Here is a 26,258-nt window from a genome sequence, read left to right on the forward strand (position 1 = left end):
CTTAAAAATTAAAAGTGAAATTAGTCACTTTTAATTTTTAATTCTACTGTTTAATTCTGTTTATAACTTGCTGTTAAAGTAGCAGGCTGCCCTAATGTTCCCTCCAAAGCTACGCCGCGCCCGTTTGCTGCCAAATGCCGCAGAGTTTTGTAAATTGTCTCGATTTGCTCTGGCTTTCCTGCTTTTTTGGCTATTTCTGCGACAGACAGAGGTTTTTGGGCGTCTTTGAGCACTTGCAGTACCCGTTGCTGCAAGTCCAATACAGCAGCGGCTGCTTTTTTGCCTGCTTCGACGCCCGGTTGGTGATAGGCATTGACATTCACCAAGGAACCGTAAAAACCTACGGCTCTTTCGTAGAGGGCGATTAATGCTCCTACTGTCCGAGGGTTGACTTGGGGAATTGTGACAGTAATTGAATCTCGGTGATTTTCGTACAAAGCTTGTCGAGTTCCCTGCAACAAACCAGACAAATAATCTCCCGAAGTGACGGCGGTTTCTACTTCGGGAGAAATGCCTTGCCTGTCTTCCAAAACTTCGATAAATGTTAGGAAGAAATTCGGCACGCCGTCTCGCAGTTGCTGGACGTAAGCGTGTTGGTCGGTGCTGCCTTTGTTGCCGTAAACTGCGATTCCTTGATGAACTGTGTTGCCGTCTAAATCTTCCTGTTTGCCGATCGATTCCATGACTAATTGCTGCAAGTAGCGGCTGAACAATAGCAGTGAATCTTTATACGGCAAAACTACCATATCTTTTTCGCCACGTCCGTTGCAAGCAAAATACCAACTCATGGCTAAAAGGGCGGCGGGATTATTTTTAATCTCGGGAATTCTGGTAGCTTCGTCCATGACTTTAGCGCCGTCGAGCATCGCCTGAATGTCGATGCCTTGCAAAGCTGCTGGCAAAAGTCCTACTGCTGAGAGTTCCGAAGTGCGTCCTCCCACCCAGTCGGCCATCGGGAAGCTGGCAATCCAGCCTTCGGATTTGGCTAATTTGTCTAGTTTGCTGTCTGTTCCAGTGATGGCAACTGCCTGTTTGGCGAAGTCGAGTTTTTCGGCGCCGAAGGCTTTTTGAACTTCGATCATGCCGTTGCGGGGTTCGGGGGTACCCCCGGATTTGGAGATAGTAATTACTAGGGTGCTGGCGAGTTTGTCTTTGATTTTGTTAAGGATGCGATCGATCCCCGCCGGATCTGTGTTGTCGATAAAATGTATTGCTAGGGGCGGAATGTCTGGGGATAAAGCTTCGGCGACAAATTGGGGGCCGAGGGCGGAACCGCCGATGCCGATCGAAATTATGTCGGTAAATTGCGGAGCAAAGGGCGGTTTAATATCGCGGTTTTGAATTTTCTTGACAAATGCTTCGACTTGTGATATACCTTCGACTATTTCTTGTTTTAATTCTGGAGTGGGAGCTAAATCGGGGTTTCGCAGCCAGTAGTGGCCCACCATGCGGTTTTCGTCGGGATTGGCGATCGCACCTGCTTCCAAAGCTGCCATGTCTTTGAAAGCTTTGTCAAATTTGGGCTTCAGTGCTGCTGCGAAAGCGTCGTCGAATCCCATGCGGCTGATATCGAGGTAAAGTCCCAATCCCTCGTGATAGTAAAGCCAGTCTTGATAGCGTTGCCAGAGTGCTGCGGCGTCCATAGGAATTCTCTACAATTTTTTTAATGTTCGATCGGCGTCGTCAGGAATCCACCAATTGTAGTTTAAAACGATCTGATGTACGGCTTTTGCAGAATCCCAATAAATTTAAGCATTAGTCGTCTGAAGGCAGCCGGAGCCGAAGGCAGCCAAACCATTCGGCACAATTAAACTAGAAAAATATGACTTGGGCAACACTCTTAGTAGGTAGATCCCCCATTAATGGCCACACCCCATAGATAGATCGAAGTGGCACAGAGATTTAACTGTGGTCGGCGTTGGCGTTTGGGCCCTGGTTTAACAATATTCAAATTCGGGCGATCGGGATGTGTAAAATAAGCATTGCGGTCAGGTTAAATATACTTTTAGCGGTCACTCAATAATCGGCTAAAAAGATAGTTAACAACGGTCAACTATCTGAAGTGTAGTATAATATACAGATATTAGAATAAAAGTGCGATCGACTATGCTTACTCTATCTTCCGAATTAAAAGAACGGTTAGCAACTCCCCTCAAAATCGGGGATTTTGAAGTTAAAAGCCGCGTCCTGCAATCACCCTTATCCGGCGTTACCGATTTGGTATTTCGCCGCCTGGTGCGCCGCTACGCGCCGGATTCGATGATGTACACGGAAATGGTGAACGCTACGGGTTTGCACTACGTGAAGCAACTGCCGAGAATTATGGAAGTTGACCCAAACGAGCGTCCGATTAGCATTCAATTGTTTGACTGCCGGCCGGATTTCTTGGCAGAAGCGGCGCAGAAAGCAGTGGCAGAAGGAGCGGATACTGTTGATATTAATATGGGCTGTCCGGTTAACAAAATTACTAAAAACGGCGGCGGTTCTTCTCTGCTGCGAGACCCGGAAACGGCCGAGGCAATTGTGCGGGCTGTTGTGGAAGCAGTAGATGTTCCTGTCACCGTTAAAACTAGGATCGGTTGGACTGATAAAGAAATTAATATTTTGGAATTTGCGAAGCGGATGGAAGATGCGGGAGCAAAAATGATTACCGTGCACGGCCGCACTCGATCGCAAGGTTACACCGGCCCGGCAAAATGGGAGTGGATTCGCCGCGTGAAAGAAGTTTTATCGATTCCAGTTATTGCTAACGGGGATATTTTTTCTGTCGAAGCAGCGATGCGATGTCTGGAAGAAACCGGCGCCGATGGAGTGATGTGTTCGCGGGGAACTTTGGGCTATCCTTTTTTGGTGGGAGAAGTTGATTATTTCTTGAAAACTGGTGTAGAAAAGATAGCTCCGACACCAATTGAACGTCTCGAATGTGCTAAGGAACATTTGCGGGCTTTGTGGGAATATAAAGGTGAAAGCGGTGTCTGCCAAGCGCGCAAGCACTTAACCTGGTATGCTAAGGGTTTCCCCGGCGCTGGGGAATTGCGGGGCGTGTTGGCTGTGGTAGAAACGGTTGAACAAGGTTGCGATTCGATCGATCGCGCGATCGATCAATTGCCCGCATAAACCTTACCCGCAGAGGTCAGTCGATTTTAGATTTTAGATTTGAGATTTTAGATTTACTTGCAGCATTGAATGTGGGAGCTTGAACTTTAGTCTAAAATTTTAATATCGACCCTCAGGAGTGTACGTGGCACGGTATCCGTTTTTGGGCGGAGTCAACTAGGGCTTAGAGAAACAAAACCCGCCTCTGCGGGCTAAGATTTAAGACAAAGTTAAAAATTTGTGTGTGGGGAAAGCATGGATTCCTTAAAAGGGCGAGATTTATTAAGTCTGGCAGATTTAAGCATTGACGAATTAAATTATTTGCTGGATCTAGCAACGAGTTTAAAATCGGGAATGGTCAAGCTGAAACGCAATAAAGTTCTCGGCTTGTTATTTTCCAAAGCTTCAACGCGAACGCGGGTAAGTTTTACGGTGGCAATGTATAAATTGGGAGGGCAAGTGATTGACCTCAATCCCAACGTTACACAAGTCAGCCGCGGCGAACCTTTGGTAGATACAGCCAGGGTTTTAGACAGATATTTAGACATTTTGGCGATTCGGACTTTCGAGCAAAAGGACTTAGCAACTTTTGCCAACTATGCGAAAATTCCTGTGATTAATGCACTGACCGATGACGAACACCCATGTCAAGTGCTGGCGGATTTAATGACAGTAAAAGAGTGTTTTGGCAAGTTGGAAGGGGTGACTTTGACTTATTTGGGCGATGGCAATAATATGGCTAATTCGCTGATGTTGGGCTGTGCAATGACGGGAATGAATGTAAGAATTGCTTGCCCTCAAGATTTCCAGCCGAATGCTGAGATAGTGAAAAAAGCTAAGAATATTGCTAATGGAAAAACAGAAGTTACTGTGACGGCGGACGCAGAAGCTGCTGTGAAGAATGCTCAAGTGATTTATACTGATGTTTGGGCGAGTATGGGACAGGAAGAGGAAGCAAAAATCAGGATTCCTTTGTTTGAGCCATATCAGGTAAATGAACAATTGCTGAAGTTAGCAGATAAGAATGCAATTGTATTGCACTGTTTGCCCGCACACCGGGATGAAGAGATTACCGATGCAGTGATTGAAGGCAGTCAATCGCGCGTTTGGGATCAGGCAGAAAATCGGATGCACGCTCAGCAAGCTTTGCTGGCAAGCCTTCTAGAAAGCGATTAGGAATAGAGAAGGGAATAAAAGAGAAGAATTGAGGGTTGAAAAGGAAAGCCATTTTCTCTATCTCTTCTCTTTTTCCGCGCCCTAAGTGCCCTCTGCGGTTAATAAAAAAAATATAATTCACAAAAGGTTATCGAAAAACATGAAGTTGTCGCTCATTCACATTTAACACCCAATAATCGGCAATTCCCGATCGACACCATGCTAACAGAATTTACCCTCGCAAACTTCAAGAGTTACAAAACAAGCCGATTACCGCTTGGAGCGCTGACTGTGCTCATCGGAGCCAACGCCGCAGGCAAAAGTAATGCAATTGAAGCTTTGCGCTTTTTGTCATGGTTGGCACAAGGTCAAAAACTCACCACTATTCAATATGCTGTCAATAATGCCGATCGCATTATACGCGGTAGAGTCGATGATTTGTGCCATCTTGGACAGTCAAGTTTTACCATCGGTTGCCATTTAGACTCAACAAAATGGAACCAACTTGATATAACCCTCAATGTGCGTGAGGGAGAACTGCATATTAGTAGTGAGCGGATTGTTGGCTCGACAACTGAAACAACTCAAATACCTCTATATGATCTAAATAAACCATCTCAAGGAATAGGGACGGATGTTGATGTTTCCTATAACAACTTTACCAAAGGAAAAAATAAGCCACGAGTAATTTGCAGCGATCAAATGGCTATCTTTGTTCAATTAGACACACCTGCTCGTTTTGATGCAAAAAACCATAAATCCCAAAAAATCATTCCTGAAACAGTCCGCGAATATCAAAGAGTATTGCAAAACATCCTATTTCTCGATCCCGTTCCCGCCAAAATGCGCGAGTACAGTTTCAAATCGGATAAACGCTTACAGGAAGATGGCACTAATCTTTCCAGTGTTTTGTTTCGCCTATGGGAAAAGAAACCCGACAATCAAAAAACAATTTTAAACTTGATTCAGAGCCTACCAGAACAGGCTATAGAAAAGCTAGATTTCATTTCTGGCCCGCGAGATGAAGTGATGGTAAGGCTGGCAGAAACCTTTGGTAACAAACCGCGCTATTGCGAGGCTGCTTTGTTATCGGATGGGACTTTGCGGGTGTTAGCAATTACAGCAGCCATGCTATCAGCAACTGAAGGTAGTTTAGTAGTCATCGAAGAAATCGATAATGGGGTTCATCCCAACCGCGCCAAACATCTACTAACCTGCATTCGAGATATTGCCGAGCGTCGTAATTTGCGGGTGCTGCTTTCTACTCATAACCCCGCTCTCATGAATGCCTTACCTGACGCGGCCCTCGGTGATGTAGTGTTTTGTTACCGAGATCCACAAGCAGGGGATAGCCGCCTTGTACGACTGGGAGATATATACGAGTTTCCTAGCCTGATATCGCAAGGCCCTCTTGGTCAATTGGTAACTGCGGGAGTAGTCGATCGGTTTGTCAAGTCGCCGCACACGCCTGATGAGAGAAAACAGCAAGCAATGGCATGGCTATCTCGTTTGCAGGAGTACGGGGAATGAGTAGTATTTGCCTAATCGATACTAGCATTTTCCTCAACTTTCTTAATGTTCCCAACTGCAATCAGGATAGAGCATTAGTCCTCGAAGATTTTAAGATTTATGCTGAATCTGGTTGTACTTTTTTGTTACCGATGGCAACCATAATAGAAACAGGCAACCACATTGCCCAGAATGGCGACGGTACAATGAGAAGGAAAACAGCCATGCGTTTTGTTAAAGAAGTTAAAGCTGCATTTAAGGGTGAAGCTCCTTGGTCACTTACTCAATTCCCAAACACAGAAGAAATACTACTGTGGATTGATAATTTTCCTGATTTAGCTGGCAGAAACAAAGCCCCTGATAAGTATGAAGGAACTAGCTTCGGCGATCTCAGTATCATTGAAGAATTTAATAAGTCATGTCAGCGTTTCCCCATGAGTGAAGTGTTTATTTGGTCACTAGACAGTGATTTAAGTCGCTATCACCAAAACGCAAAATACCGATCGTAGTCCTGAACGCATAAATAGGCGATTGCTAAGGAAAAAGCCATTCTCTCTATCTCTTCTATTCTCTTTCTCTGCGCCCTCTGCGCCCTCTGCGGTTAATAAAACAAACATAATTCACAAATGAAGAGAATTGATACAGCCGTTTTCAATTTGATACCAGAGGGGGCAACATTGCCTGAATTGCGATATTGAAAGCGGGAAATTCCAGCGGTGAAATGCTCCCATGTTCCCCAATAATTACTTCGCTTTGATACCCATTTTCAGCGGGTTCTCGAAAAACATGGAGTTGTCGATCGCCCACATTTAGCACCCAATAATCGGCAATTCCCGATCGCGCGTAAGCTTTGGCTTTAATTTCGCGATCGAAAGTTAAGCTGCTATCTGCCACTTCGATAATGAGATATACTTCTGAGGGAGTGGGATGGTGAGTCGCATAGTCAAAAGGATCGATTCTGACTACGGCAATATCCGGTTCGGGTTCAGAATTGTCATCAAGGGCGATCGGATCTTGGGTATAAACAGCAGCCTGATTTCCCAGAAGATGGCTCAGCACGCTGGCAGTACGTCTCGTGGCTGAAGTGTGAGCAGTTCCTTTTGCACTCATTTTGATGATATTTCCTGAAAGTAGTTCGACTCGTTCCTCTGGGTGAAAAAATCCCATCTCTCCCAGTTTGTGATACTCTTTAACTGTCCATTTACGGAGCGTGAAAGCAGCTTCAGTTGTTAGCATATCTCGATTGATAAATTTATAATTTGATGTGGGATGATTTTATTTTAGCTTATGATATTAACTGATTTAACTGGTAACTGGTTCCCAGGCAGAGCCTGGGAACCGATATCTAGAGGCTCTGCTTCGCAAGCTTTTATGGAAATTGGAGGCACAGCCTCCGGATCTGCGTTACCAGGCAGAGCCTGGTAACGAGTAAACTAGAAGTTGATTAAGAGGCTCCGAAATTCACTTTTGTGACTTCACCGGCGACAACATTAACTGTTTCTTGAATTTGACTTCCATCAACTTTCAACTGATAAGTTCCCGGAGAAAGCTCGATCGCCCCAAACCATCCTTTACCATCGGCGCGCAGTTGGCGCACCTTGCCAGCAGCATCGATCGACTGCAATGTCAAGCTCGCACCGTCGCAAGTTTGAGCGCACCGCTGCAAATTTCCGGCGATCGCACCTGTAGTCGGCCGCGACTTCCAAGGCATATCGGGAACCGCTGCGGTTGTCGCCCACACAGGCTGAGTTTCATAGGTTTTGCCCGTCGCAGCATCAACGTATTGACTCGGCACAGAAAGCGCGGTGTAAAACAAATCGTTGCTTTGGGGAACGTATTTCCAAGGCTGGCGGGGCAAATCACCGCTACCGCCCGATCGCAGTTCCACATTCGTGTACACGTTGCTGCTAGCGTAGGAATACAGCACCGTACCGGCTACGTGATTTCCTTTTGCAGAGGGATCTTCGGCGCGGCGAACCTGCGCTAGGGTGTCTTCGATGTAGTTGAGGTAATTGCCCGGGCCGATCGCAATTTGGCGGTTGTACTGGTGGTCTTTGGCGTACTCGATCCAGTTGTCGTAAGCGAGTTTTTGCGATCGTTTGTACTCGCGCTGGTAAGTCATCGGCATCGCCATGTCTACGATCCCTTCTTCCAGCCAAGCGCGCCAATCTTGCAATACTTCTTTGTAAGGCTGCGTTTGATACCACCCTGCATCGTTTGTGGGGCCGTCTCCCCAGGCGATCGTGGCGGCGGTAATTTTAACGCGCGGTTTAATCGCAAGGCTTTCTACATAAAGCTTCCGGACTAAATTTGTCACCTGTTCGCGCCGCCACTGCATCCAGGCGGGATCGGTGGGTGCGGGTTTGCCCGATCGACCTGTTTGCTGATTGAAACGGGCGATCGCAGTCGGATTGTAGCCCCAAGTCGGCCCGCCGTAGCGCACATAATCCAACTGTACGCCGTCCACATCGTAGCGCTTCAGCAAATCCAAATAGACGGAAACAGTATAATCTACGGCGTCTGGATGGCCGGGATCGAGATAGCCTTGGGCTTCCCCACCGTAAGTCAGCATTGCCCAATTGTCGCTGCCGGGGGCAGAAGGCCCGTGTTGTTGCCAAACGTGACCGGCGGGAAGTTTGGTGCCCGAAACCACCGGCAGCGTCACCATCCAAGCGTGTACTTCAATGCCTGCGGCGTGGGCTTTGTCAATTAAATCTTGCAGGGGATCGAAACCGGCCGGAACGTTGGGATCGAGGGTGCGGGGTTCGATCGCACTCGTGTAAAAAGCATCGCCACGGCGGCGGACTTGGGCGACGATCGCGTTGGCATTTGCCCGCTGCGCGTCTGCGATCAATTTTGTGACTTCTTGAGGGGTTTTGAAGCCGGGGTTGAAAGCGTCCACCCAGAAGGCGCGAAATTCGGCGGTTTGAGTTTGCGGGGGCATAGTTGCGATCGCGCGGTTTGGGAACCAGTTTGATAACCAACCAGGAGTCAGCAGAAAACTAATTGTTAAGCCAATCAGGAACAAGCTTGACAAAAAGAATGTTTTGGGTTTAGGCATCAGAAATGTGTGAGAGAGCGTTTAACAGTCCTTTACGGACTTTTGGTTTGAGCGTCCGCTTGACATTTTCGCACAAGGGTACATTAATTGGGCCGATCGGTAAATAGTTGAGTAATACCGCTGGGAGAGTCGAGAATGAGATTAAAATTGACCTCGGCAAAATGGGCCATATTTTCCGATCTTTCAATATAGCGGTTGAGCCAGTAAATTGAATCCGCTACACCACTTAACAGAGTTTTACAGGCTAAATAGGGTTTTAATGATTTTCATTTTGGCTGTATCAAGGCCGCATTCAAGCTTGGCAATTGGAGTTAGGCTTTTCCACTTGCCTTTATTCGCGTTGAAGATAGCATCGGCTGTTTTTTCGGCATCTATATTTTCAAAGCCGCCTATTTTATTAGTTGATAAGTAATTGAGACGATCGAAAATCTCATCTCTTGATGCACGTTTAACGCTAACTTTTTCAGGTGGTGGCGGTGGTGGTGCAACTGGAGCAGGCGGCGAGAGATAAAATACTTTTGCTAAAGTATCTAATTTTTTACCGCTAGTAATGCCACATTTTAAGGCGGTAATAGGCTTAAAGTTTGACCACGTTTCCCGATTGGCTTCTGAGATTCGATTGGCTCCGACAATAACATCCAATCTGTTCAATGCACTGCCGGGTTCTGCTACCAAATATCGAAGTGCACCGAGAATAGTATCTCTTGATGCTGTGCTAAGGTTAACCTTTGGTATTGCTTCCCTTGCCAGAATTTTAGCTTGCTCAATATTTTTGGATTCTGGCTCGATGATTATGCACCAGACTCGCTCTAATTCAGCTTGTTGAGCGACTGCATAAATAAAGGAATTGCTGACTACTTGATATTGATAATCACCTGTTTCTTTAACAATCACAGGAATCCAATTACGTCCACCAGCGTTCAAAATAGCCTCGGCTGCGGCGGTGATGATAAACTCTGATTCAGAGCAGGGTTCCCCTGGTTCAATCTCAGCTAATGGCAGGTGCATCAGCTTACCGATGTCATCATACTTACTCATTTTAAGAAATACTCCTTAATTAGACCAACATAGTGTTCAGCAGCGGTATTGTTAAGAAAAACAGCGGGAATATGAGAAAAAGCAGCATTGGCAACAGTTGCATAGCTGGGAATACTGAAGATAGTTTTTTCAGCATTCCCGCTTGTAGATTTAGGCCAATAATATGGTATCAGATCAAAGCCGTCTTTTTTAGCTTGATTAATTATTTTTCCAATTTCCTGATTGGCTGTCTGAAGCGAAGGATCTGTGATCTTCTCTCCATTGAAAAAGATTGGTAGGGCAATTGGCCCACCATCTCCTCTTTCTTGTTTAATTTCGGGAATAAATTTTGTAATTACCCTAGCTGCATTGTGTAGTGAGGCTAATCCATTATGCTTGGTAGGGATGAGAACAACATCAGAGGCATAAACACTGCTCTGACTGAAAAATAACCATTGGGTAGGGCAATCAATCAATATGTAATCATATAGATAAATAAAAGCTTTAAGGATTTCTCGCAATCTTTTTTGCCCCTTTTGAATGTGTGATTGAGCTTGAAGAGAATCTGTAAATTGTTCCATTTCTTCAGTTGAGGGAATCACGTCAAAAAAACGTAACGGTTTCCCTTGTTTGTCCTTGTACGGTTTTCCATGTTTGTCGGTGTGAATAAAAGGAACTACTGTTTGGATAATATTTGCTTTTGAATCAGTGAGACAGTTATATAAACTAATAGCTCCTACATCTAATCCAAGAGTTTGCGTTAAATCTCTTTGTGAATCAAAATCAACTACTAAAACCTTTTTTTGCTGTTTTCGCAAAATTGCTGCTAAATTGAGAGTTGTTGTCGTTTTACCCACTCCTCCTTTATTGTTATAGATACAAACTGTCAATGCCTTGGGTGGGTTGTCAATCAAATCTTTGATATGTTGGACAATGGCACTAATATTACCTTTGTTAATCAGAGTACAGGGAGTTGCAGGAATTACAACATTCCCATGCCTCCGAAATAACTGGATATGAATGCCATTGGTAATAATGCCCCATTGAGCCGTTTGACATTTAGGAGATAGCAGATATCTTTTAATCTGTTCCCTAGACTCGTTATATTTGGGAGTACCTTCCGCTAAGTTAATTTTAGCTCCTGTCGCTATTGCCCGTCCCTTGCCTTCAACAAGTAAGTAGGGAGCGACAGGAGAGAACAAAAACTTCTCACTCTCAGTATTTTTACGCGCTGCGAAATCTACTTTCTGAGCACCCTGACCTGTTGGAAACTGTGGAAACTGGTCATTTTTAGTGAATCCAAGTGCTTCTATTAGAACCGACACAAATTGAGAGTTGACTATCGCTTCAATGGCATTCTCTGGAATGCTATCTAAAACTTGACCCCAGTTGATAGTTGTCATCATTTACAGTTAGATACTTAAGTAAAATCATAACGCTTGGTTTGAGTTTGTGTCATCGTTAGCTACCTCCCGATCTAGCTATATGAACAGTCAACATACTTTTGGATAAGTTATATATTTTCTAGTGCGCTTGACATTTTAGCACATCGGTGAAAATTTAGGCGAAAATACACTGAACTGGCGATCGGCAGCATCACCTAATTTTCTGGATACTTTCTTGAACTGTGAAGGATACGGAGAATTTCTACGCTTTCTTCTTTTACTCTATAGATGATGAGATAAGAGGTATTGGAAATGACAAGTTCTCTAGTAGCTTCTACGCGACCAACTCGACCCATAAAAGGAAATTCGGCGAGTTGACCTAGAGCACTCTGAATCCTTAAAATTAATTGCCTTGCTGCCTCTGGATCGTCTTTAACAATATATGCGTGAGCCTGTTCTAGATTTCGCAAAGCTTGTCGCAGCCACTTAATTTTCATTGGTCAATTTGGCAAAAACTGCTTGGACTTCATCATCGCTGGCAAAGTCTCCAGCTTCGGCCTCGGCAACGCCTTTGTTAATCTCATCGAGCAGCCATTGATAATTTTCTAGGTAAGAAGCGATCGCTTCGTTCAAAACATAAGTTAAATCGCGATCGGTGACACTAGCGATCGCCTTCAGCGCCTCTTTTTTTTCGCTATCAAGGAGAAATGTAAAATTTTCTTGACTCATGGCTGCCCTTTGCTGTTATGGGAAGAGAGTAAACTGGTACTATGATAGCCTATAGATTCCTATTTTGGCGAAAATAAACTGAACTCGAAATCGCACTTTTTGAACAAATGATAGTACCGCACTTTCAAACGCTAGCCCTTCCGGGTAACAGCTACTCAACTGCAAGCAATTTACTCGATCGAGTAGATGGCTGGCGCCAAGAAGCAACCCGAAAGTTGCAGCAAAGCCAGAGAGGAGAAAAGGGACAATTTTTAACACCTTCCTCAGTCGCAAGTTTGATGGCGGGAATGTTTGAATTTAACTGTCCCGATATATCGCTTTTAGATGCCGGGGCTGGTATTGGTTCCCTGTTAGCAGCCGTTGTTTGCGAACTTTGCCAGCGCCAAAACCGACCGCACAGCCTGCACGTTACAGCTTATGAAATTGACCTTGTTTTGATAGAATACCTCAAGCAAACCTTAGAATTGTGCAGTATTGAATGTCAGCGCTTCGGGATATCTTTTACCTGTGAGATTCGCGAAATAGATTTTATTCAAGACAGCGCCGATATGTTGCAGCCCAATCTATTTACACAACCAGTAAAACGGGAATTTACCCATGCAATTATCAATCCTCCCTATGCCAAAATAGACGCTAAATCCCAAGCCCGAACCTTGCTGCGTTCTATAGGACTAGAAACCAGCAATCTCTACGCTGGCTTTACAGTGGCTGCCGCTCACCTGCTCAAACCAAACGGTGAATTAGTGTCGATTACTCCCCGCAGCTTTTGCAACGGTTTATACTTTAGAGATTTCCGCAAAGTATTCCTTCAAATGATGGCTTTGCGCCAAGTACACATCTTTGAATCCCGACAGTTGCCATTTCGCGATGATGCGGTGCTGCAAGAAACTATTATTGTGCGCGCCACCAAACAAATAGAACAGCCAGAGACTGTACTAATTACCTCAAGCAGCAGCGCGGGCGACGACCTGGTTTTGTCTCACCAACTGCCCTATACCGCCTTAATTAATCCCCAAGATTCCGAGCAATTTATTCGGATTCTACCGGATTCTGTCAGCCAGAAAGTAGTCGAGCAAATGGCTCAATTTACTTGCACCCTAGAGGGATTAGGCTTAACAGTTTCCACCGGAAAAGTTGTAGATTTTCGTGTTCGCTCTGACTTGCGGCTAAAACCTGAGAACGGTACAGTTCCGCTGATTTATCCCGCACATTTCTCGGCTGGCGGTGTTGAATATCCCACAGCAACGAGAAAGCATCAAGCTTTAGCTGTCACGGAAAAAACTGCTGCACTCCTCGTACCTAACGAACATTATGTTTTGAGCAAGCGCTTCTCCTCAAAGGAAGAGAAAAAGCGAATTGTTGCAGTTGTCTGGGATGCCAATAAAATTAATAGTTCTAGCGTGGGTTTTGAGAACCATTTGAATTACTTTCACCAACAGGGACGCGGATTAGACCTCACCCTGGCGCGGGGATTGGCCGTTTATCTAAATTCGAGTTTGGTAGATGCGTTTTTCCGACTGTTCAACGGACACACTCAAGTTAATGCTACGGATTTACGCAATTTGAAGTATCCTAATGTAGAGCAATTACTTTTACTTGGCGCTCAAATAGGAGAAATATTTTCTACACAGCGGGAGATTGATCGACTTGTCGAGACACAACTGCTGAAGGCGACAAGTCCGTTAGAAAATAGTCCGATAACAATCAAGAACCGTATTGATGAATCTCTAGAAATACTTGCAGCGCTGAGTTTTCCAAAAAGTCAGCTTAACGAACGTTCCGCCTTAACTCTTCTGGCTTTGCTTGACCTCAAGCCAAAGGATGCTTGGGAATCGGCAAAATCTCCACTTCGGGGAATCACACCAATTATGGAATTTATGGATCGGGAGTACAGTAAAAAACATGCACCAAATACGCGGGAAACTGTGCGCCGCCAGACTGTGCATCAGTTTCTAGATGCAGGTTTAATTGTTGTTAATCCTGACAGTCCCGAACGTCCGGCGAATAGTCCAAAAACTGCATATCAGATAGAAGAAAGTGCTTTGGAACTACTGCGAACTTATGACACTTCTGACTGGGACAAGAATGTTCGCGCTTACCTCGTTCATTTTAAGGGAGAAAAAATTTTGCAGGCTTATTCCAAAAATGAAAATATTTGTGACTCAGAATGATGCTAAAATACACCATTTATATGGCTGCCGCTGGCATCGGAATGACATATACTGTGATGCCAGGGGTTGAATTGACCGGAATTGTCGATCGCACTCCGTAAATCAAATAAGTAACTAGGTAAAATATCTCTGCAATGGAAAAAAAGCATAACGCTGGATTGTGGGTATCAGTATTATACTTCGCTCAAGGTCTCCCTTACACCGTCGTTAATTTAATGTCGGTGATTTTTTTGAAAGGTATGGGAACCAGCAACGAATTGATCGGATTGACAAGTCTGTTGTCTTTTCCTTGGGTATTAAAAGGTTTGTGGGGGCCAGTTGTTGATTTGTATTCCACGAAACGCAAATGGATTTTAACAACCGAAATCATTTGTGCTTTCCTGTTTGCTTTCCTGGCTTTTGGCGTATTAACGCCCGCACCGATTATTATATCGCTTGTTATCTTTACCGCGATCGCCTTTGTGTCAGCTACTCACGACATCGCCATTGACGGATTTTATTTAAACACTCTCAATAAAGACCAGCAAGCCTTGTTTGTCGGGGTTCGCAACACGGCTTATAGAGGTGCTGTCATTGCTGGTAGCGGTATATTGGTTTTCTTCGCCGGGAAACTGGCCGAACAGCATTTAGTCACCGGAAATACAGGCGATACCAAAATATATCAAGACATTCCGCTGTCACTTTTCGGTTCGGATTTTAGCGTGTCTGCGCTTAACTACGGATGGGCGACAGCCTTTGGCATTTGTGCCATTATGTTTGTGCTGATATATCTCTTTCAGCGGTGGTATCTTCCCTATCCTAGAAATTATGCTATGGAAGCCGACGCACCCCAACAAACAACAAGCTTTATCGAAGCATTTAAAAGTTATTTTCAGCAAGATAAAATTGGTTGGATTGTTACTTATGTCGTGATTTTTAGGTTAGGCGATGCCTTGACGTTTAAAATGGCTCCGCCATTTTTAATGGATAAAGTGGAGAAAGGAGGATTAGCAGTTTCTACCTCGGAAATGGGTTTATTATCCGGTACTTTAGGGGTAATGTTTCTGTTAATTGGAGGGTTGTTGGGCGGCTATTTGATTGCTAAACAAGGATTGAAAAAATGGATGTGGCCGACGGCAATTTTGCAAAATTCAACTAACGTGCTGTATTGGCTGTTGGCAATACATCAACCGGGGATTGAATGGGCTTATGCCGTAAATTCGATCGAGCAATTTACTTACGGACTTGGCGTAGCTGCCTATACAGTGTTCTTGATGCGGACTGTCCGCCCTGAATACGAAGCATCTCACTATGCAATTACAACTGCTTTTATGGCAGCAGGAGTGCTGATTCCGGGCGTTTTTAGCGGCTACTTGCAGGCGAGTCTCGGCTATCAAAATTATTTTTTGATGAGCGCGCTGGCTGTGATTCCCGGTATGCTAACCATTTTCTTTCTGCCCTTAGAAGATGAGAAAAAATTAGCATCCATGCCCAGACCTGGACTGGACGATTTCGATTAGTATCAAGTCCGGTCGCTATAATTATCAGGTTCTGGCGGGGCTGGTTTACCAATATCTGTACTTTTTTTTCGAGATTTCGGTGAACCCGCCCCTGGAGGAATATTGATGTGTTTAATCATGGAAGAGTATAAATTGTCGGTGTTTGTTTTCCTAACACAAAATAAGGACACAACATTGTTGTGTCCTTACCGAATATCTGTATTGCCAGCCGCCAACTAAATCGCAATAAAATCACTAGCTGTTAGCGGACTACTTGGAATGCCAGGAATACTGGCTAGAACTTCGCCGTTACTGGCAATTTCAATCGTCGTTATAAAATCGCCTGCAGTAACTCTCACTTGGTTGAAGGTCAAACCTCCGCTCAAACCGATTAAATCTTGACCCTTTTGAAAGTCTACAAGTGTATCTGTACCGGCACCTGCTCCTAACACCAATACGTCGCGTCCAGCGCCACCAATTAAGAGATCCGCACCCTTTGCGCCAATGAGTGTATCGTCTCCTTCTCCACCGCTCAAATTGTCATCCCCTTTGCCGCCTAATAGCAGGTCGTTGCCGCTGCCACCGCTGATAATATCGTTGCCTTTGTTGCCGCTGAGAGTGTCGTTTCCCCCATTGCCAGTGATAATATCGTCCCCTGCAAAACCTGATGCTGTATTGTTAGCATCGTCGCCTACTAAATTATTAATTTGGGAGACATCGAGAGCAGTTTGCATTGCCACAAGGTTTGCTAAAGAGGAGCTTCCCGGAGCGGTTCTTAATTGTTCTAAACTGCTGCGCGATTCCAGAGATGTTGCTAAGGTTGGCAGTGCAAAGTCTAAGCCAGCTAACAGCTCTAAATAATCGGAATCTGTGAAAGTGAAATCAGGGCGGTTCAACTGGTCTACAGAGATTTCTCTCTGAGTCAAGCCGGGAGGAGGAGCAGTCAACAAACCGCTTTGGCTGTGCTTGTCCAAGACAAGTAGTGGGTTGATTATCGGGTTGGTAAATGTTTGAAGAACTACTTTTCCCGGTAGAAAAGCTTCTCCTCCCAAGCTCACAAAATCGCCGCTAACTATGTAGTGAGTTACATTTTTTCCGGCGCCGACTTTCTGCTTGAATGTATTGACTGTACTCTGAGCAACTCCGGGAGAATTGAAGGTGACAACATCTCCAATAGTAGATGTGAACTCAGTGGCGGCTAGTTGCGTTATGGCACCACCTAAGCTGTGTCCGAGAATGTCTGGTGGCAAGCGGCTGGGGTTTTTTGCTGTATCTTGACTGATTTGGGTCAGCCAATTTCCTAATGCTTGTTTGTTGGCTTCAAATTGGTTAAAACCGGTGCCGCGCGGGTCTCCGTTGGCAATATCGTCTATGAGCGAGTCGGTGCCGCGAAATACTAAAACTGGCGGTTTGTCTGGGGTGGTGGAAATTAAGCCGATCGCGTGAAATCCAGTTCCGGGATCGTCAAAGGTGCGATCGATTTGGTAGCCCGCAGCGCTCAAACCCGTTTGAACTAAAGTTTGAGACTGGGGGTTGTTATCTATGTAAACAATTTGCTTGGCTATAGTTTCGTAAGCGGCGGGGGAGGAAGGCATATTTTTTTATTTCCTGTCGTTTGATGGGGAATTAGTTTTTAAGCTACTTAACTCAGTTTACTATAAACTTAGTTTATTGACCATATTAATTGGTCATTTTTAGTGGCTTTTTAAGGGAAAATTGAGGAGAAGTTTTTTTATACAAAAAAACCATCTCGCTACAAAACCAATGCCTGTTTCGCGCCACCAAAAATACCAATTTTTTTCGCCCTAAAGCTATACAAAATCTACCCGAGTAATATCGCTGGCAACTACGCCTCTGAGAGTTGCAAGAATTTCCCCAGTAATCGGGATACTAATTAAAGCTCCGTCAACACCTTGGGTTACTGTAACTTGAGGAAAAGTTAGACCCCGCGACAGTGTAATTAAATCTTCACCATCTTGAAAATCTAAAATCACATCGGCTCCGCCACCTGATTCCAATACAAAGCGATCGCGCCCCGCGCCGCCAATTAAAAAATCGTTGCCAAACTCGCCGGAAACCAAATCGTTTCCGTCGCCACCCTCGAAATAATCGTTATCTCTGCCGCCGTACAAGAAATCGTCGCCATCACCACCGATGATGCTGTCATTACCTCGATTGCCTCTGAGAGTATCGTTACCGCCGTTGCCGATAACTGTATCCTCTCCAGGGCCCCCCGTAGCAGTATTGTTGCGAGCGTCCCCTAATAAATAATTCGGTTGTAAGGGAGCTAAACCGTATTGCATTTCTCTGATCAACTGCACAAAAGAAAATTCTGGTGCTGTTCTCACACTCTCTGCACCGCCTCTGCTTCTGATTGCTACTGACACATTGGGCAGGGCGAAATTCATCGCACCGATAAACTCGTTAAAATCTGAATCGTTGTTATAAGTAAATTCGGGACTGTTTAATTGTTCTACGGAAATTTGCCTCTGCAAAAAACCCACGGGCGGCGTAGTTAACAAATTTTCAGTTCGATGTTTTGCCAAAACAGTTAAGGGATTAATACTCGGATCTGTAAAACTTTGGATAAATACTTTACCTGGGATAAATGCTTCCCCAAACAAGCTGACGAAATCTCCGCTGACAATGTAGTGAGTGACATTTTTGTTGCCTGCCCTGCTGAGATTTCTCCGAAAAGTGTTGAATGTACTCGCTGATACTCCCGGAGAGTTGAAAGTAAAGATATCGCCGGTCAGAGTTGTGTATTCGGTTGCTACAATTTGAGCGACTGCTCCGCCCCAACTGTGTCCGATGACATCTGGCAATAATTTGTTGGGGTTTTTACCAGTATTTTGACCGATTTCTGTGAGCCAATTTTGGATATTATCTTTGTTCTTTTCAAATTCAGGTAAACCAATGTCCCGCGAGTCGGAAAAGATAGCGTCGCCGTCGATGAAGTCTGTACCTTTAAATACGAGGGCGGGCGGGTTTTCGGGATTGGATGAACCGAACCCGATCGCATAAAAGTTTGTTTCTGGGTCGTCGAATATGCGATCGATATAGTAGCCATTAGTATCCAGGAAACTCGAAACTTCATCTTGCTCGCTCGGCTTTTGATTCAAAAAAACAATTGATTTAGCCAGAGCTTCATAAACAGCAGGCGAGGCACTCATAATATTATATTTTGTGTTTGTTGGTATTTGCGATCGCTCTCTTCTTGAGCTAATTGTCCAATGGCAACCATTATAGCTGACAAGATTTGTATGGTACACTTGATAATATCAACTCAAGAATTAAGTTTTTGCGGTTATGGGTATCATTCGTCAATACATTGCTCCATTCATAGCGGTATTAGTATTTTTTGCGGCTCTGGTAGCAGTCAGTGCTCGCATCTTTTTGCCTGGTGACATGGCTGCCCCCGCACCGATTGAGGAAGCGATCCCCCAAAAGCAAGCGGCAGTAGTGCATCCAATTTTCTTGGGGCTAAATTATTCCGCTTTCCGTGTCCGCTGAGCTGATGTCTGCTCAACTGATACCGGGTTACTGGCTGCGATCAGGATCGGGACTCGATCGAGCAAAACTGGTAAAGTTTATGCACCGGACATACCGAGAGCTTTACCCCGATGGGGAATTGGGACATTTGGCTCAAACTGTCGAGCAGTATTTTTCTAACCAGACGCCGGTTTGGTGGGTAGAGTGCCAGAAAAACAGCCAAGAAGAGGCAGAAATTTTGCCCGTGCTTCCCTCGCAGTATCTCAATCCCCAATCTCAGGCGCAAAATCTCCAATCGGTTGTCGGATGTTTGTGGTTGGGAAATGCGATCGACCAAACCACCGGAGAACGCTATGCTCACATTTTTTTGCTGTACGTAGCACCGGAACATCGCCGTCTAGGAGTCGGTGCAGCTTTAGTTATTCATGCTGAAAATTGGGCGCGGGAAAGAGGTGATCGCCAAATTGGTTTGCAAGTATTTCTGAGCAATCAGCCTGCGGTGAATCTCTATCAAAAATTAGGCTATCAAACTCATTCCCTCTCGATGCTCAAATCCCTTTGAAATATAAATTCTACTGGTTTGGAATCAGGGCTAAAGTCCTGATTCATCCCAATTATGAGGACTGAAGTCCTCACTACCAACTTAAGTAACAGCAGAGATATTCGTTTGTAGTAAGGATTTTAGTCCTGATTCATCCCAATTATGACGACTTCAGTCCTCACTACAAACTTAGGTGACAGCAATTATGAGGACTCAAGTCCTCACTACAAACTTAGGTGACAGCAGAGGTATTTGTTTGTAGTAAGTCATATGTTGCACCATTCTCAATTAGCCTTTTATGAACAGGCTTTTCGGCCTGTTCCACAACAGACAAATTTTCTTGTGGAACAGGCCGAAAAGCCTGTTGCTGACAATGGTGCAATATCTCAGTAGTAAGGTACTGCGCGTGCACCCTACAATTATTGACTGCTGAGTGCTGACTGCTGACTGAGTTGCTTAGGAGCATCCTCTGTGCGGTAAAGTTTTTTTATGAACAATAACGACTACTCCAACGCCCTTGATACTGACACGGAACTGGAAAGCCCTTTGGAGCAAATTTATGACTCCGAACCCCCGCTGCCAGATCCCGAGGAAATGCTGCCTTTGCTGGAATCCCCGCAACCTCAGCACCGGATGATGGCGGCGCGGGCTTTTTGCGAACTGCAGGACGATCGAGCAATTTCGCATTTAATTAATTTATTGAGAGACGGTTGCCCCTTGGTGCGGGTGAGCGCGGCTTATGCGTTGGGGCGAAATCCGAGTCCCGATGCTGTGGAACCGCTGATTCTTCAGCTTAACCGCGACTGGAACGGTTACGTTCGCAAAGGGGTAGTTTGGGCCCTGGGAAATTGCAGGGATCACCGCGCTTTGCCATCTTTAATTGATGCTCTGAAAACTGATATTTCGGCGGTGCGTTTGTGGGCGGCGAGTTCTCTGGGTCAAATGGCAAAAGTTGGTTACTATGTGGTTATTGCGGCGATTCCGCCGTTGATTGAAGCGCTGCGAGGAGATGCTGTGTCTGCTGTGCGAAGTAATTCCGCTTGGGCGATCGGGCAACTGGCCCGCGAATTGCCGAATAATATAGTGTACGCTGGGGCGATCGACGGTTTGATTGAAGCTTTAGAAGAAGATGAAGACATGGGCGTGCGGGAAGATGCTAAATCTTCGCTCTTGCGAGTTGGCGACCCGCGCGGATTGCAGATAATTGAAGATTTAGAAATGGAAGGACTTTTGTGATTTAAGCGCCCCCATTACCAATTACCCACTATTAATTATGCCTTTCATCAGTGCTAAAACAGATTTTGGTTTCAAAAAAATATTTGGTTCGCCCCAGAGCAAAGACATTTTGATTAGCTTCCTCAATGCGATGCTCTATGACGCACAGCCAACCATTGAAGACTTAGAAATTATTGATCCTTACGCCGCGCCGAGCGTTACTGGATTAAAAGACACTTACCTGGATGTTAAAGCCAAAATTACAGGCAACAAAACTGTAATTATCGAAATGCAGGTAATAAATGTAGAAGCTTTTACTAAACGGGTAGTGTACAATGCCGCCAAAACCTACGCAACTCAACTCCGACCCAGGGAAGGATACTCTAAATTAAATCCTCTGATTGCTTTAACAATTACAGATTTTATTCTCTTTGAAAATACAGAAAAATTTCTCACCCATTTTGTATTTAAAGAACTCGAAGAAAACTTCGAGTATTATAACAGAGAAATCGAATTAGTGTTTGTCGAACTTCCCAAGTTTAACAAAGAACTAGAACAAGTCGAAAACCTAATTCAAAGCTGGATTTATTTTATCAAAAATGCTCCCCTCTTCGATGAAATGCCTGAAAAATTTGCATCAATTCCCGAAATTAAAACAGCTTTTTCCATCGCCAGCCGAACTAATTTAACCCTTAAGGAATTAGAGGAAGTGGAAAAGCGGGAAATGTTTTTTGAAGACCAGCGCGGTGCTATTATTAAAAGTCGCAAAGAAGGCATAATTGAGGGGCAAATAGCATTAATCCTGCGTCTACTCGTGCGGCGCACTGGTGAAATTGCGCCGGAAATTCAAGCTCGCATCCAGCAGTTATCTCTCGAACAATTAGAGGATTTAGGAGAAGTCTTGTTAGATTTTACCAGTCAAGAAGATTTGATAGCTTGGCTGGAATCCGTGTCAGGATGAATTTATAAATTTTGCAGTCCTGATACTAAATCCGGCTTTAATACCCCCTTCATTCTTGATTCGCCGCAGGCGGACTGTGTTTGTGTAATAGCGGTTTCAACCGCCGAGTTTCTAATCTAATAAGTCGGGTTCCCGACGCACTATCATGTCATACAGCGGTTGAAAGCTAAACCATCCCATGCGGTGAGATCCTACTTGCTGCTGTGTTAAACGCGCACATTCTGGCTTGATGAGAATTGGTTTTCCTGCTGCTTCGGCCATTAACTGCGCTTGACAAGAACGTTCCATTGCAATAAACCACCAAGCCGCTTCATCTACTGTTTGACCTACTGTTAACAGTCCGTGATTTTGTAAGATAATGGCTTTTTTCTCACCTAAAGTTTTGGCGATGCGTTTAGCTTCTTCGATTTCCAAAACAACTCCGGTGTAATCGTCAAATAAACTTTGGTCTTCATAAAAAGAACAAGCATCTTGAGTCAGCGGGTCAAGCAGGCGACCCAAACTCGACCAACTTTTGCCGTAGGGAGAATGAGCGTGGGCTGCTGCAATTACGTCGGGGCGGGCGCTGTGTACTTGGGAATGAATGGCAAATGCTGCTTCGTTTACGGGTTTATTTCCTTCAACAACTTCGCCTTTGTGGTTGACTAAAATTAGATCGCTGACTCGAATTAAACTAAAGTGCATTCCAAAAGAATTGACCCAGAAATGGTCGAGGTGTTCGGGGTCGCGGACGGTGATGTGTCCGGCAATTCCTTCGCTGAATCCGAAGCGGGCAAATAATCGGAATGCCGCAGCTAAACGTTGTTTGCGGTGGCGGCGTTCTTCTTCAATTGAGTTGAATGTTGGGGGTTGAATGGTGACTTTGGGGATTTTTATTGCAACCATAGATTTGGGAATTTGGCATTGGGAATTGGGCATTGGGCATTGTTGACTGTTGACTGTTAAATGTTAACCGTTAACTAATGACTACTGACTAATGACTACTGACTACTGACTTTATCTTCGCTAAGGCGCAAACCTGCGATGTTTTTGCAGTCGAAGGTGGCGTTATTGCCGGGGTGGCGCTCGATTAATTCGATGATTTGTCCGGCGGGGTTTTGCAGAAACCACTGGGTTAATGAGCCGTAGTCTAGAGGACGCTCTGATAGCGGTTTAAAGTTTTTATTTTGCCATATTTTAGCAGCATTCTGCACGTTTTCGACTCGAAGCGCAACGTGGTGAACTGCTTCTAATCCTCTTTCTTGCTGAAAGCGGTTTTTTTGGTCGCCGGCTGCGTGGGGCGCATCTAATACTACTAAGCCGCCCGCTGGCATTAATAAGGTCATTAAATGCAGCCACAAATCGGAGGGAACATTAATGTTTTCCGCACAAAAGTTGATCGGGAATAAGTCTGGGCCTTCGACTGTTTTGGCACCGCAATGGCGGAAAGATTCGGCGTAGTTTTCGAGTTCGGTGCGGCTAGGGAATGTGAGGACAAAGTGGTCGATCGCAACTTGTTCGTCGTACAGGTGTGTTTCAAACGTCCAGGTTGTTAAAAATTCGGGAGTGATAAATTTGGGGTTGAATTCCAGCAAGCCATTTTTTTCGATGAAAGGTGAGTCAAGATGGCTGTCAAGGTTGCGATCGAACTTTAGGGTTTTTAGATTCAAGTTTTTCATGTATCTCACCCGATGTTAACTCCGCAAAACGGCGAATTTTGTCTACAAGCTGAAGTTGACACACATTTGGTGCGCCTTAATTCAAAAATAACACAAAATTTAATACAGACAAGCCGATCGCAACTCTCAAACCTTTACAGAACAAATATTCCCCAATCTAAAATCTAAAATCGTATCATTTGCCGATCGCGTTCCCGGCCAACCACGCCGTAGTCCAGGCACTTTGGAAGTTGAAACCGCCCGTCACGCCGTCGATATCCAAGATTTCGCCCGCAAAGAAAAGTCCGGGACAGCGGCGGCTTTCCATTGTCTTAAAATCAACTTCTTTGAGGTTGACACCGCCACAGGTGACGAACTCTTCTTTAAATGCGCCTTTTCCTGCAATCTGATATTCGCCTTGAACGAGTTCTTGCAGGAGGCGATCGAGGATTTTGTTAGATAAGTCGGCCCAGCGTTTTTGCTCATCAATGCCGATCGAACTTGTCAAGCGTTCCCAGAGGCGGCGCGGCACCGGAAACGGACAGCTAGAGACAATCAATCGGTGTGACAACTGCGACTTAACTGCTAGCAGTTGCTGCCGCAAAACTTCCGCATTGTACTGGGGAAGCCAATTAATCAGCACAGATGTTTTATAATGGCGATCGTGCAAAAATCTCGCACCCCAAGCCGAAAGTTTGAGTACAGCAGGCCCGCTTAAACCCCAGTGAGTAATTAGCAAAGGCCCGCTTTGTTCTAATTTAGCTCCCGGCAATTTCACCTTAGCATTAGGAACAGAAATTCCGGCTAAATCTTTGATTCTGCTGTCGGAAATATTAAAAGTAAATAGAGAAGGAACGGGCAGTTCTACAGTATTACCTAACTCTTTTGCCCACTTATAACCCGACGGATTGCTGCCTGTAGCGAGAAGAATGCGATCGCACTTAAAACTCTCCCCGGATTTCAATTCAATTTCAAACCTAGGGGCGGTGTCCTCTTGTTCGCCCTCTGCTTTATTCCCGGTTAATTTCTTTACTGAAACGACTGCATCACCAGTGCGAATTTTTACGCCTGCATCCTCAGCAGCCCGGATCAAACAGTTAACAATTGTCGCCGAATCGTCGGTGATCGGAAACATTCGCCCGTCTTCTTCTGTTTTCAACTTCACACCGTGACCGGCAAACCATTCTACAGTATCGCGCGGTTGAAATCGAGTAAAAGCACCGCGCAGAGCTTTCCCTCCTCTGGGGTAATTCTGCACTAAAACACTGGGGTCAAAACAAGCGTGAGTCACATTGCAGCGCCCGCCGCCAGAGATGCGAACTTTTGCCAGGAGTTGCCGGCCAGCTTCTAGTAAAGTGACGCGGGCCTGCGGGTAGGTTTTGGCACAGGTAATTGCACTAAAAAAACCCGCAGCACCGCCGCCGATGACTGTAATTTTGAGGATTCGATCGGACAAATTTTTTCTCGCTTATTCTGGTTCAAAATCGGATTTTGCCGCCCCGCAAGTGGGACAAACCCAATCGTCGGGGATATCTTCAAAGGGTGTACCGGGAGCTATGCCTCCGTCGGGGTCGCCTACTTCTGGATCGTAGACGTAAGCGCAAACCATGCATACGTATTTTTGCATTTGCTTAACTCAATTTTATATTGCAAGCCTATAGATTGTACTTGACAAAGCAACCTAGTGCAATATAGAAATCTTAAATGAGTCGTAAATTTTTTATCCCACCCCAACCCTCCCCTTACCAAGGGGAGGGAGTAAGAAATTCACAAATGATTTAGGATTGCTATATCACTTTCAAAAACTAATGAGACTTTCGGTAATTTCCAAGTCTTTACGAATTAAGTTTTGCACCATTTTTCAATCTAAAATCTAAAATCTAAAATCGTCAAAGCCTCTAGAACCGCAGTTCTAGAGGCGGGATTTTATTTTTTATTAGTTTGCTGCGATTGAAAGACTAGACTTTCGCTAAAGGCTTAGTCCAAACGCCGTTTTCATCTTCTTCGTACTGCTGGTGAATGGCGTTCCAAGCGGTGTGTTCCGCTTGTATCGAGTCGTTACTTTCGTCAAATGCGGCGTTGTAGGATTCCATAAAGGTTTTTTGAGCTGCTTCCGACAGGTGCGATCGCACTTCGGGAGACAAGTCTGCCGGACTATTGCAGCGACCTTTGACGGCGCGTGGCAGCGTCATTTCGCTAATAGCTATCTCTTCGCCACCTGCACTTTCTAGCAATAGTTGAAATTCGCCCGCACGGTCGGCGGCAACTTCTGCCATCACGAGAAATTCGCCTGCTTCAACGCGGGTTTGATAGATAGTTGCTTTGTCTTCGGGCATTCCCACAGCCACTAAAGCGGAAACAAGACCCGCACCGGCCGAACCTGCGATCGCGCCGCTAGCTGCACCCAACAGTACCGCACCCAGCGGGCCCGCCGAGACTACTGCACCGACAAAGGGAATAAACAGCACGCCGACGCCTGTTAGCAAACCCAAAAAAGAACCGAATAAGGAACCAAAAATCGCCCCGCTTCGCAGACCGCCTAATATCACATCTTTTTTAGTAATAAAGCCGGCAATTTTAGTTTTAGATTGAAAGTTTTTTCCCATTACTGAGATGTGGTCGCGGGAAACTCCGCGATCGAGCAACCGCCGAATTACGCCGTCTAATTGTTCTTCTTCCTTAAATACGGCTGAAACTGTTCGTTCTGCTAAATATTCCTCTGTCATTGTTCCTCCCAGGGCTATTTCATTCTAAACAGCTTCTTCAAAACGTCTAGACCATAGCCCGCGAGCCGTTGTGCCTGTGCCATAT

General features: G+C 45.1%; 24 protein-coding genes and 1 pseudogene. 10 read left to right on the forward strand and 15 right to left on the reverse strand.

Going from position 1 to position 26,258, the window contains the following annotated elements:
* Positions 1–50: 50 nt before the first annotated feature.
* Positions 51–1,643: a glucose-6-phosphate isomerase gene (locus QUB44_RS07430; protein WP_333364974.1), complete on the reverse strand. Its 1,593-nt coding sequence runs from the start codon at positions 1,641–1,643 to the stop codon at positions 51–53.
* Between the two features lie 463 nt (positions 1,644–2,106).
* Here QUB44_RS07430 and dusB point away from each other — a divergent pair, with 463 nt between their 5' ends.
* The 4 genes from dusB (at position 2,107) to QUB44_RS07450 (ending at position 6,269) form a co-directional block, all read left to right on the forward strand.
* Entirely contained in the window at positions 2,107–3,117 is a 1,011-nt protein-coding gene (dusB, locus tag QUB44_RS07435; protein ID WP_333364975.1) for a tRNA dihydrouridine synthase DusB, read from the forward strand.
* A 234-nt stretch (positions 3,118–3,351) separates the two neighbouring features.
* Positions 3,352–4,272 carry an ornithine carbamoyltransferase gene (gene argF / locus QUB44_RS07440; RefSeq protein WP_333364976.1) on the forward strand — a complete coding sequence of 307 codons (921 nt, stop codon included), beginning with the start codon at positions 3,352–3,354 and terminating at the stop codon, positions 4,270–4,272.
* Positions 4,273–4,470: 198 nt separating this feature from the next.
* Entirely contained in the window at positions 4,471–5,781 is a 1,311-nt protein-coding gene (locus QUB44_RS07445) for an AAA family ATPase (protein ID WP_333364977.1), read from the forward strand.
* Positions 5,778–6,269: a type II toxin-antitoxin system VapC family toxin gene (locus QUB44_RS07450; protein ID WP_333364978.1), complete on the forward strand. Its 492-nt coding sequence runs from the start codon at positions 5,778–5,780 to the stop codon at positions 6,267–6,269. Before QUB44_RS07445 ends, QUB44_RS07450 begins: the two co-directional genes overlap by 4 nt.
* Positions 6,270–6,411: 142 nt before the next feature.
* On the opposite strand, the gene QUB44_RS07455 is transcribed toward QUB44_RS07450, so the two are convergent.
* From QUB44_RS07455 to QUB44_RS07485, 7 genes and pseudogenes are all read right to left on the reverse strand, one after another.
* Positions 6,412–6,996 carry a Uma2 family endonuclease gene (locus QUB44_RS07455; protein ID WP_333364979.1) on the reverse strand — a complete coding sequence of 195 codons (585 nt, stop codon included), beginning with the start codon at positions 6,994–6,996 and terminating at the stop codon, positions 6,412–6,414.
* Between the two features lie 208 nt (positions 6,997–7,204).
* Complete coding sequence (locus QUB44_RS07460) at positions 7,205–8,821, reverse strand: family 10 glycosylhydrolase (protein ID WP_333364980.1); 1,617 nt, start codon at positions 8,819–8,821, stop codon at positions 7,205–7,207.
* Between the two features lie 107 nt (positions 8,822–8,928).
* Positions 8,929–9,054: pseudogene (locus tag QUB44_RS07465) on the reverse strand (alpha-E domain-containing protein); the annotation flags it as partial.
* Positions 9,055–9,058: 4 nt separating this feature from the next.
* Complete coding sequence (locus QUB44_RS07470) at positions 9,059–9,859, reverse strand: hypothetical protein (RefSeq protein WP_333364981.1); 801 nt, start codon at positions 9,857–9,859, stop codon at positions 9,059–9,061.
* On the reverse strand, positions 9,856–11,244 hold the full coding sequence (locus tag QUB44_RS07475; protein WP_333102370.1) for an AAA family ATPase: 1,389 nt from the start codon (positions 11,242–11,244) through the stop codon (positions 9,856–9,858). Before QUB44_RS07475 ends, QUB44_RS07470 begins: the two co-directional genes overlap by 4 nt.
* Positions 11,245–11,438: 194 nt before the next feature.
* Entirely contained in the window at positions 11,439–11,720 is a 282-nt protein-coding gene (locus QUB44_RS07480) for a type II toxin-antitoxin system RelE/ParE family toxin (RefSeq protein ID WP_333364982.1), read from the reverse strand.
* Positions 11,710–11,952 (reverse strand): CopG family transcriptional regulator, encoded by a 243-nt coding sequence (locus tag QUB44_RS07485; protein ID WP_333364983.1) that lies wholly within the window; start codon positions 11,950–11,952, stop codon positions 11,710–11,712. Before QUB44_RS07485 ends, QUB44_RS07480 begins: the two co-directional genes overlap by 11 nt.
* Before the next feature lie 107 nt (positions 11,953–12,059).
* Between QUB44_RS07485 and QUB44_RS07490 the strand changes: the two genes are divergently transcribed.
* Together QUB44_RS07490 and QUB44_RS07495 are read left to right on the forward strand one after the other, a co-directional pair.
* Entirely contained in the window at positions 12,060–14,123 is a 2,064-nt protein-coding gene (locus QUB44_RS07490) for an Eco57I restriction-modification methylase domain-containing protein (RefSeq protein ID WP_333364984.1), read from the forward strand.
* 134 nt (positions 14,124–14,257) lie between these two features.
* Positions 14,258–15,622, forward strand: a complete 1,365-nt coding sequence (locus QUB44_RS07495; protein WP_333364985.1) for an MFS transporter — start codon at positions 14,258–14,260, stop codon at positions 15,620–15,622.
* 215 nt (positions 15,623–15,837) lie between these two features.
* On the opposite strand, the gene QUB44_RS07500 is transcribed toward QUB44_RS07495, so the two are convergent.
* Positions 15,838–17,196: a calcium-binding protein gene (locus tag QUB44_RS07500; protein WP_333364986.1), complete on the reverse strand. Its 1,359-nt coding sequence runs from the start codon at positions 17,194–17,196 to the stop codon at positions 15,838–15,840.
* Positions 17,197–17,412: 216 nt separating this feature from the next.
* Positions 17,413–18,774 (reverse strand): calcium-binding protein, encoded by a 1,362-nt coding sequence (locus QUB44_RS07505; protein WP_333364987.1) that lies wholly within the window; start codon positions 18,772–18,774, stop codon positions 17,413–17,415.
* 136 nt (positions 18,775–18,910) lie between these two features.
* On the opposite strand from QUB44_RS07505, the gene QUB44_RS07510 reads away from it, so the two are divergent.
* The 4 genes from QUB44_RS07510 to QUB44_RS07525 all read left to right on the forward strand — a co-directional run bounded on the left by QUB44_RS07510 (position 18,911) and on the right by QUB44_RS07525 (position 21,810).
* Entirely contained in the window at positions 18,911–19,114 is a 204-nt protein-coding gene (locus tag QUB44_RS07510; protein WP_333364988.1) for a hypothetical protein, read from the forward strand.
* Between the two features lie 4 nt (positions 19,115–19,118).
* Positions 19,119–19,655, forward strand: coding sequence for a GNAT family N-acetyltransferase (locus QUB44_RS07515; RefSeq protein ID WP_333159100.1), 537 nt, complete (start codon positions 19,119–19,121; stop codon positions 19,653–19,655).
* Positions 19,656–20,123: 468 nt separating this feature from the next.
* Positions 20,124–20,870 carry a HEAT repeat domain-containing protein gene (locus QUB44_RS07520; RefSeq protein ID WP_333364989.1) on the forward strand — a complete coding sequence of 249 codons (747 nt, stop codon included), beginning with the start codon at positions 20,124–20,126 and terminating at the stop codon, positions 20,868–20,870.
* A 37-nt stretch (positions 20,871–20,907) separates the two neighbouring features.
* Complete coding sequence (locus QUB44_RS07525) at positions 20,908–21,810, forward strand: Rpn family recombination-promoting nuclease/putative transposase (RefSeq protein WP_333364990.1); 903 nt, start codon at positions 20,908–20,910, stop codon at positions 21,808–21,810.
* 111 nt (positions 21,811–21,921) lie between these two features.
* On the opposite strand, the gene QUB44_RS07530 is transcribed toward QUB44_RS07525, so the two are convergent.
* The 5 genes from QUB44_RS07530 to QUB44_RS07550 form a co-directional block, all read right to left on the reverse strand.
* The gene (locus tag QUB44_RS07530; RefSeq protein WP_333116814.1) at positions 21,922–22,695 is read right to left on the reverse strand and encodes a class II aldolase/adducin family protein; all 774 of its coding nucleotides are present in this window, start codon (positions 22,693–22,695) and stop codon (positions 21,922–21,924) included.
* 95 nt (positions 22,696–22,790) lie between these two features.
* Positions 22,791–23,468, reverse strand: a complete 678-nt coding sequence (locus QUB44_RS07535; RefSeq protein WP_333364991.1) for a hypothetical protein — start codon at positions 23,466–23,468, stop codon at positions 22,791–22,793.
* Between the two features lie 175 nt (positions 23,469–23,643).
* Positions 23,644–24,891: an NAD(P)/FAD-dependent oxidoreductase gene (locus QUB44_RS07540; protein WP_445299876.1), complete on the reverse strand. Its 1,248-nt coding sequence runs from the start codon at positions 24,889–24,891 to the stop codon at positions 23,644–23,646.
* A 24-nt stretch (positions 24,892–24,915) separates the two neighbouring features.
* Positions 24,916–25,074, reverse strand: a complete 159-nt coding sequence (rd, locus tag QUB44_RS07545; protein ID WP_333364993.1) for a rubredoxin — start codon at positions 25,072–25,074, stop codon at positions 24,916–24,918.
* A 331-nt stretch (positions 25,075–25,405) separates the two neighbouring features.
* On the reverse strand, positions 25,406–26,173 hold the full coding sequence (locus QUB44_RS07550) for a ChaB family protein (protein WP_333364994.1): 768 nt from the start codon (positions 26,171–26,173) through the stop codon (positions 25,406–25,408).
* Positions 26,174–26,258: the final 85 nt, after the last annotated feature.

The organism is Microcoleus sp. AT3-D2, assembly GCF_036705715.1.
Taxonomy (GTDB): Bacteria; Cyanobacteriota; Cyanobacteriia; order Cyanobacteriales; family Microcoleaceae; genus Microcoleus.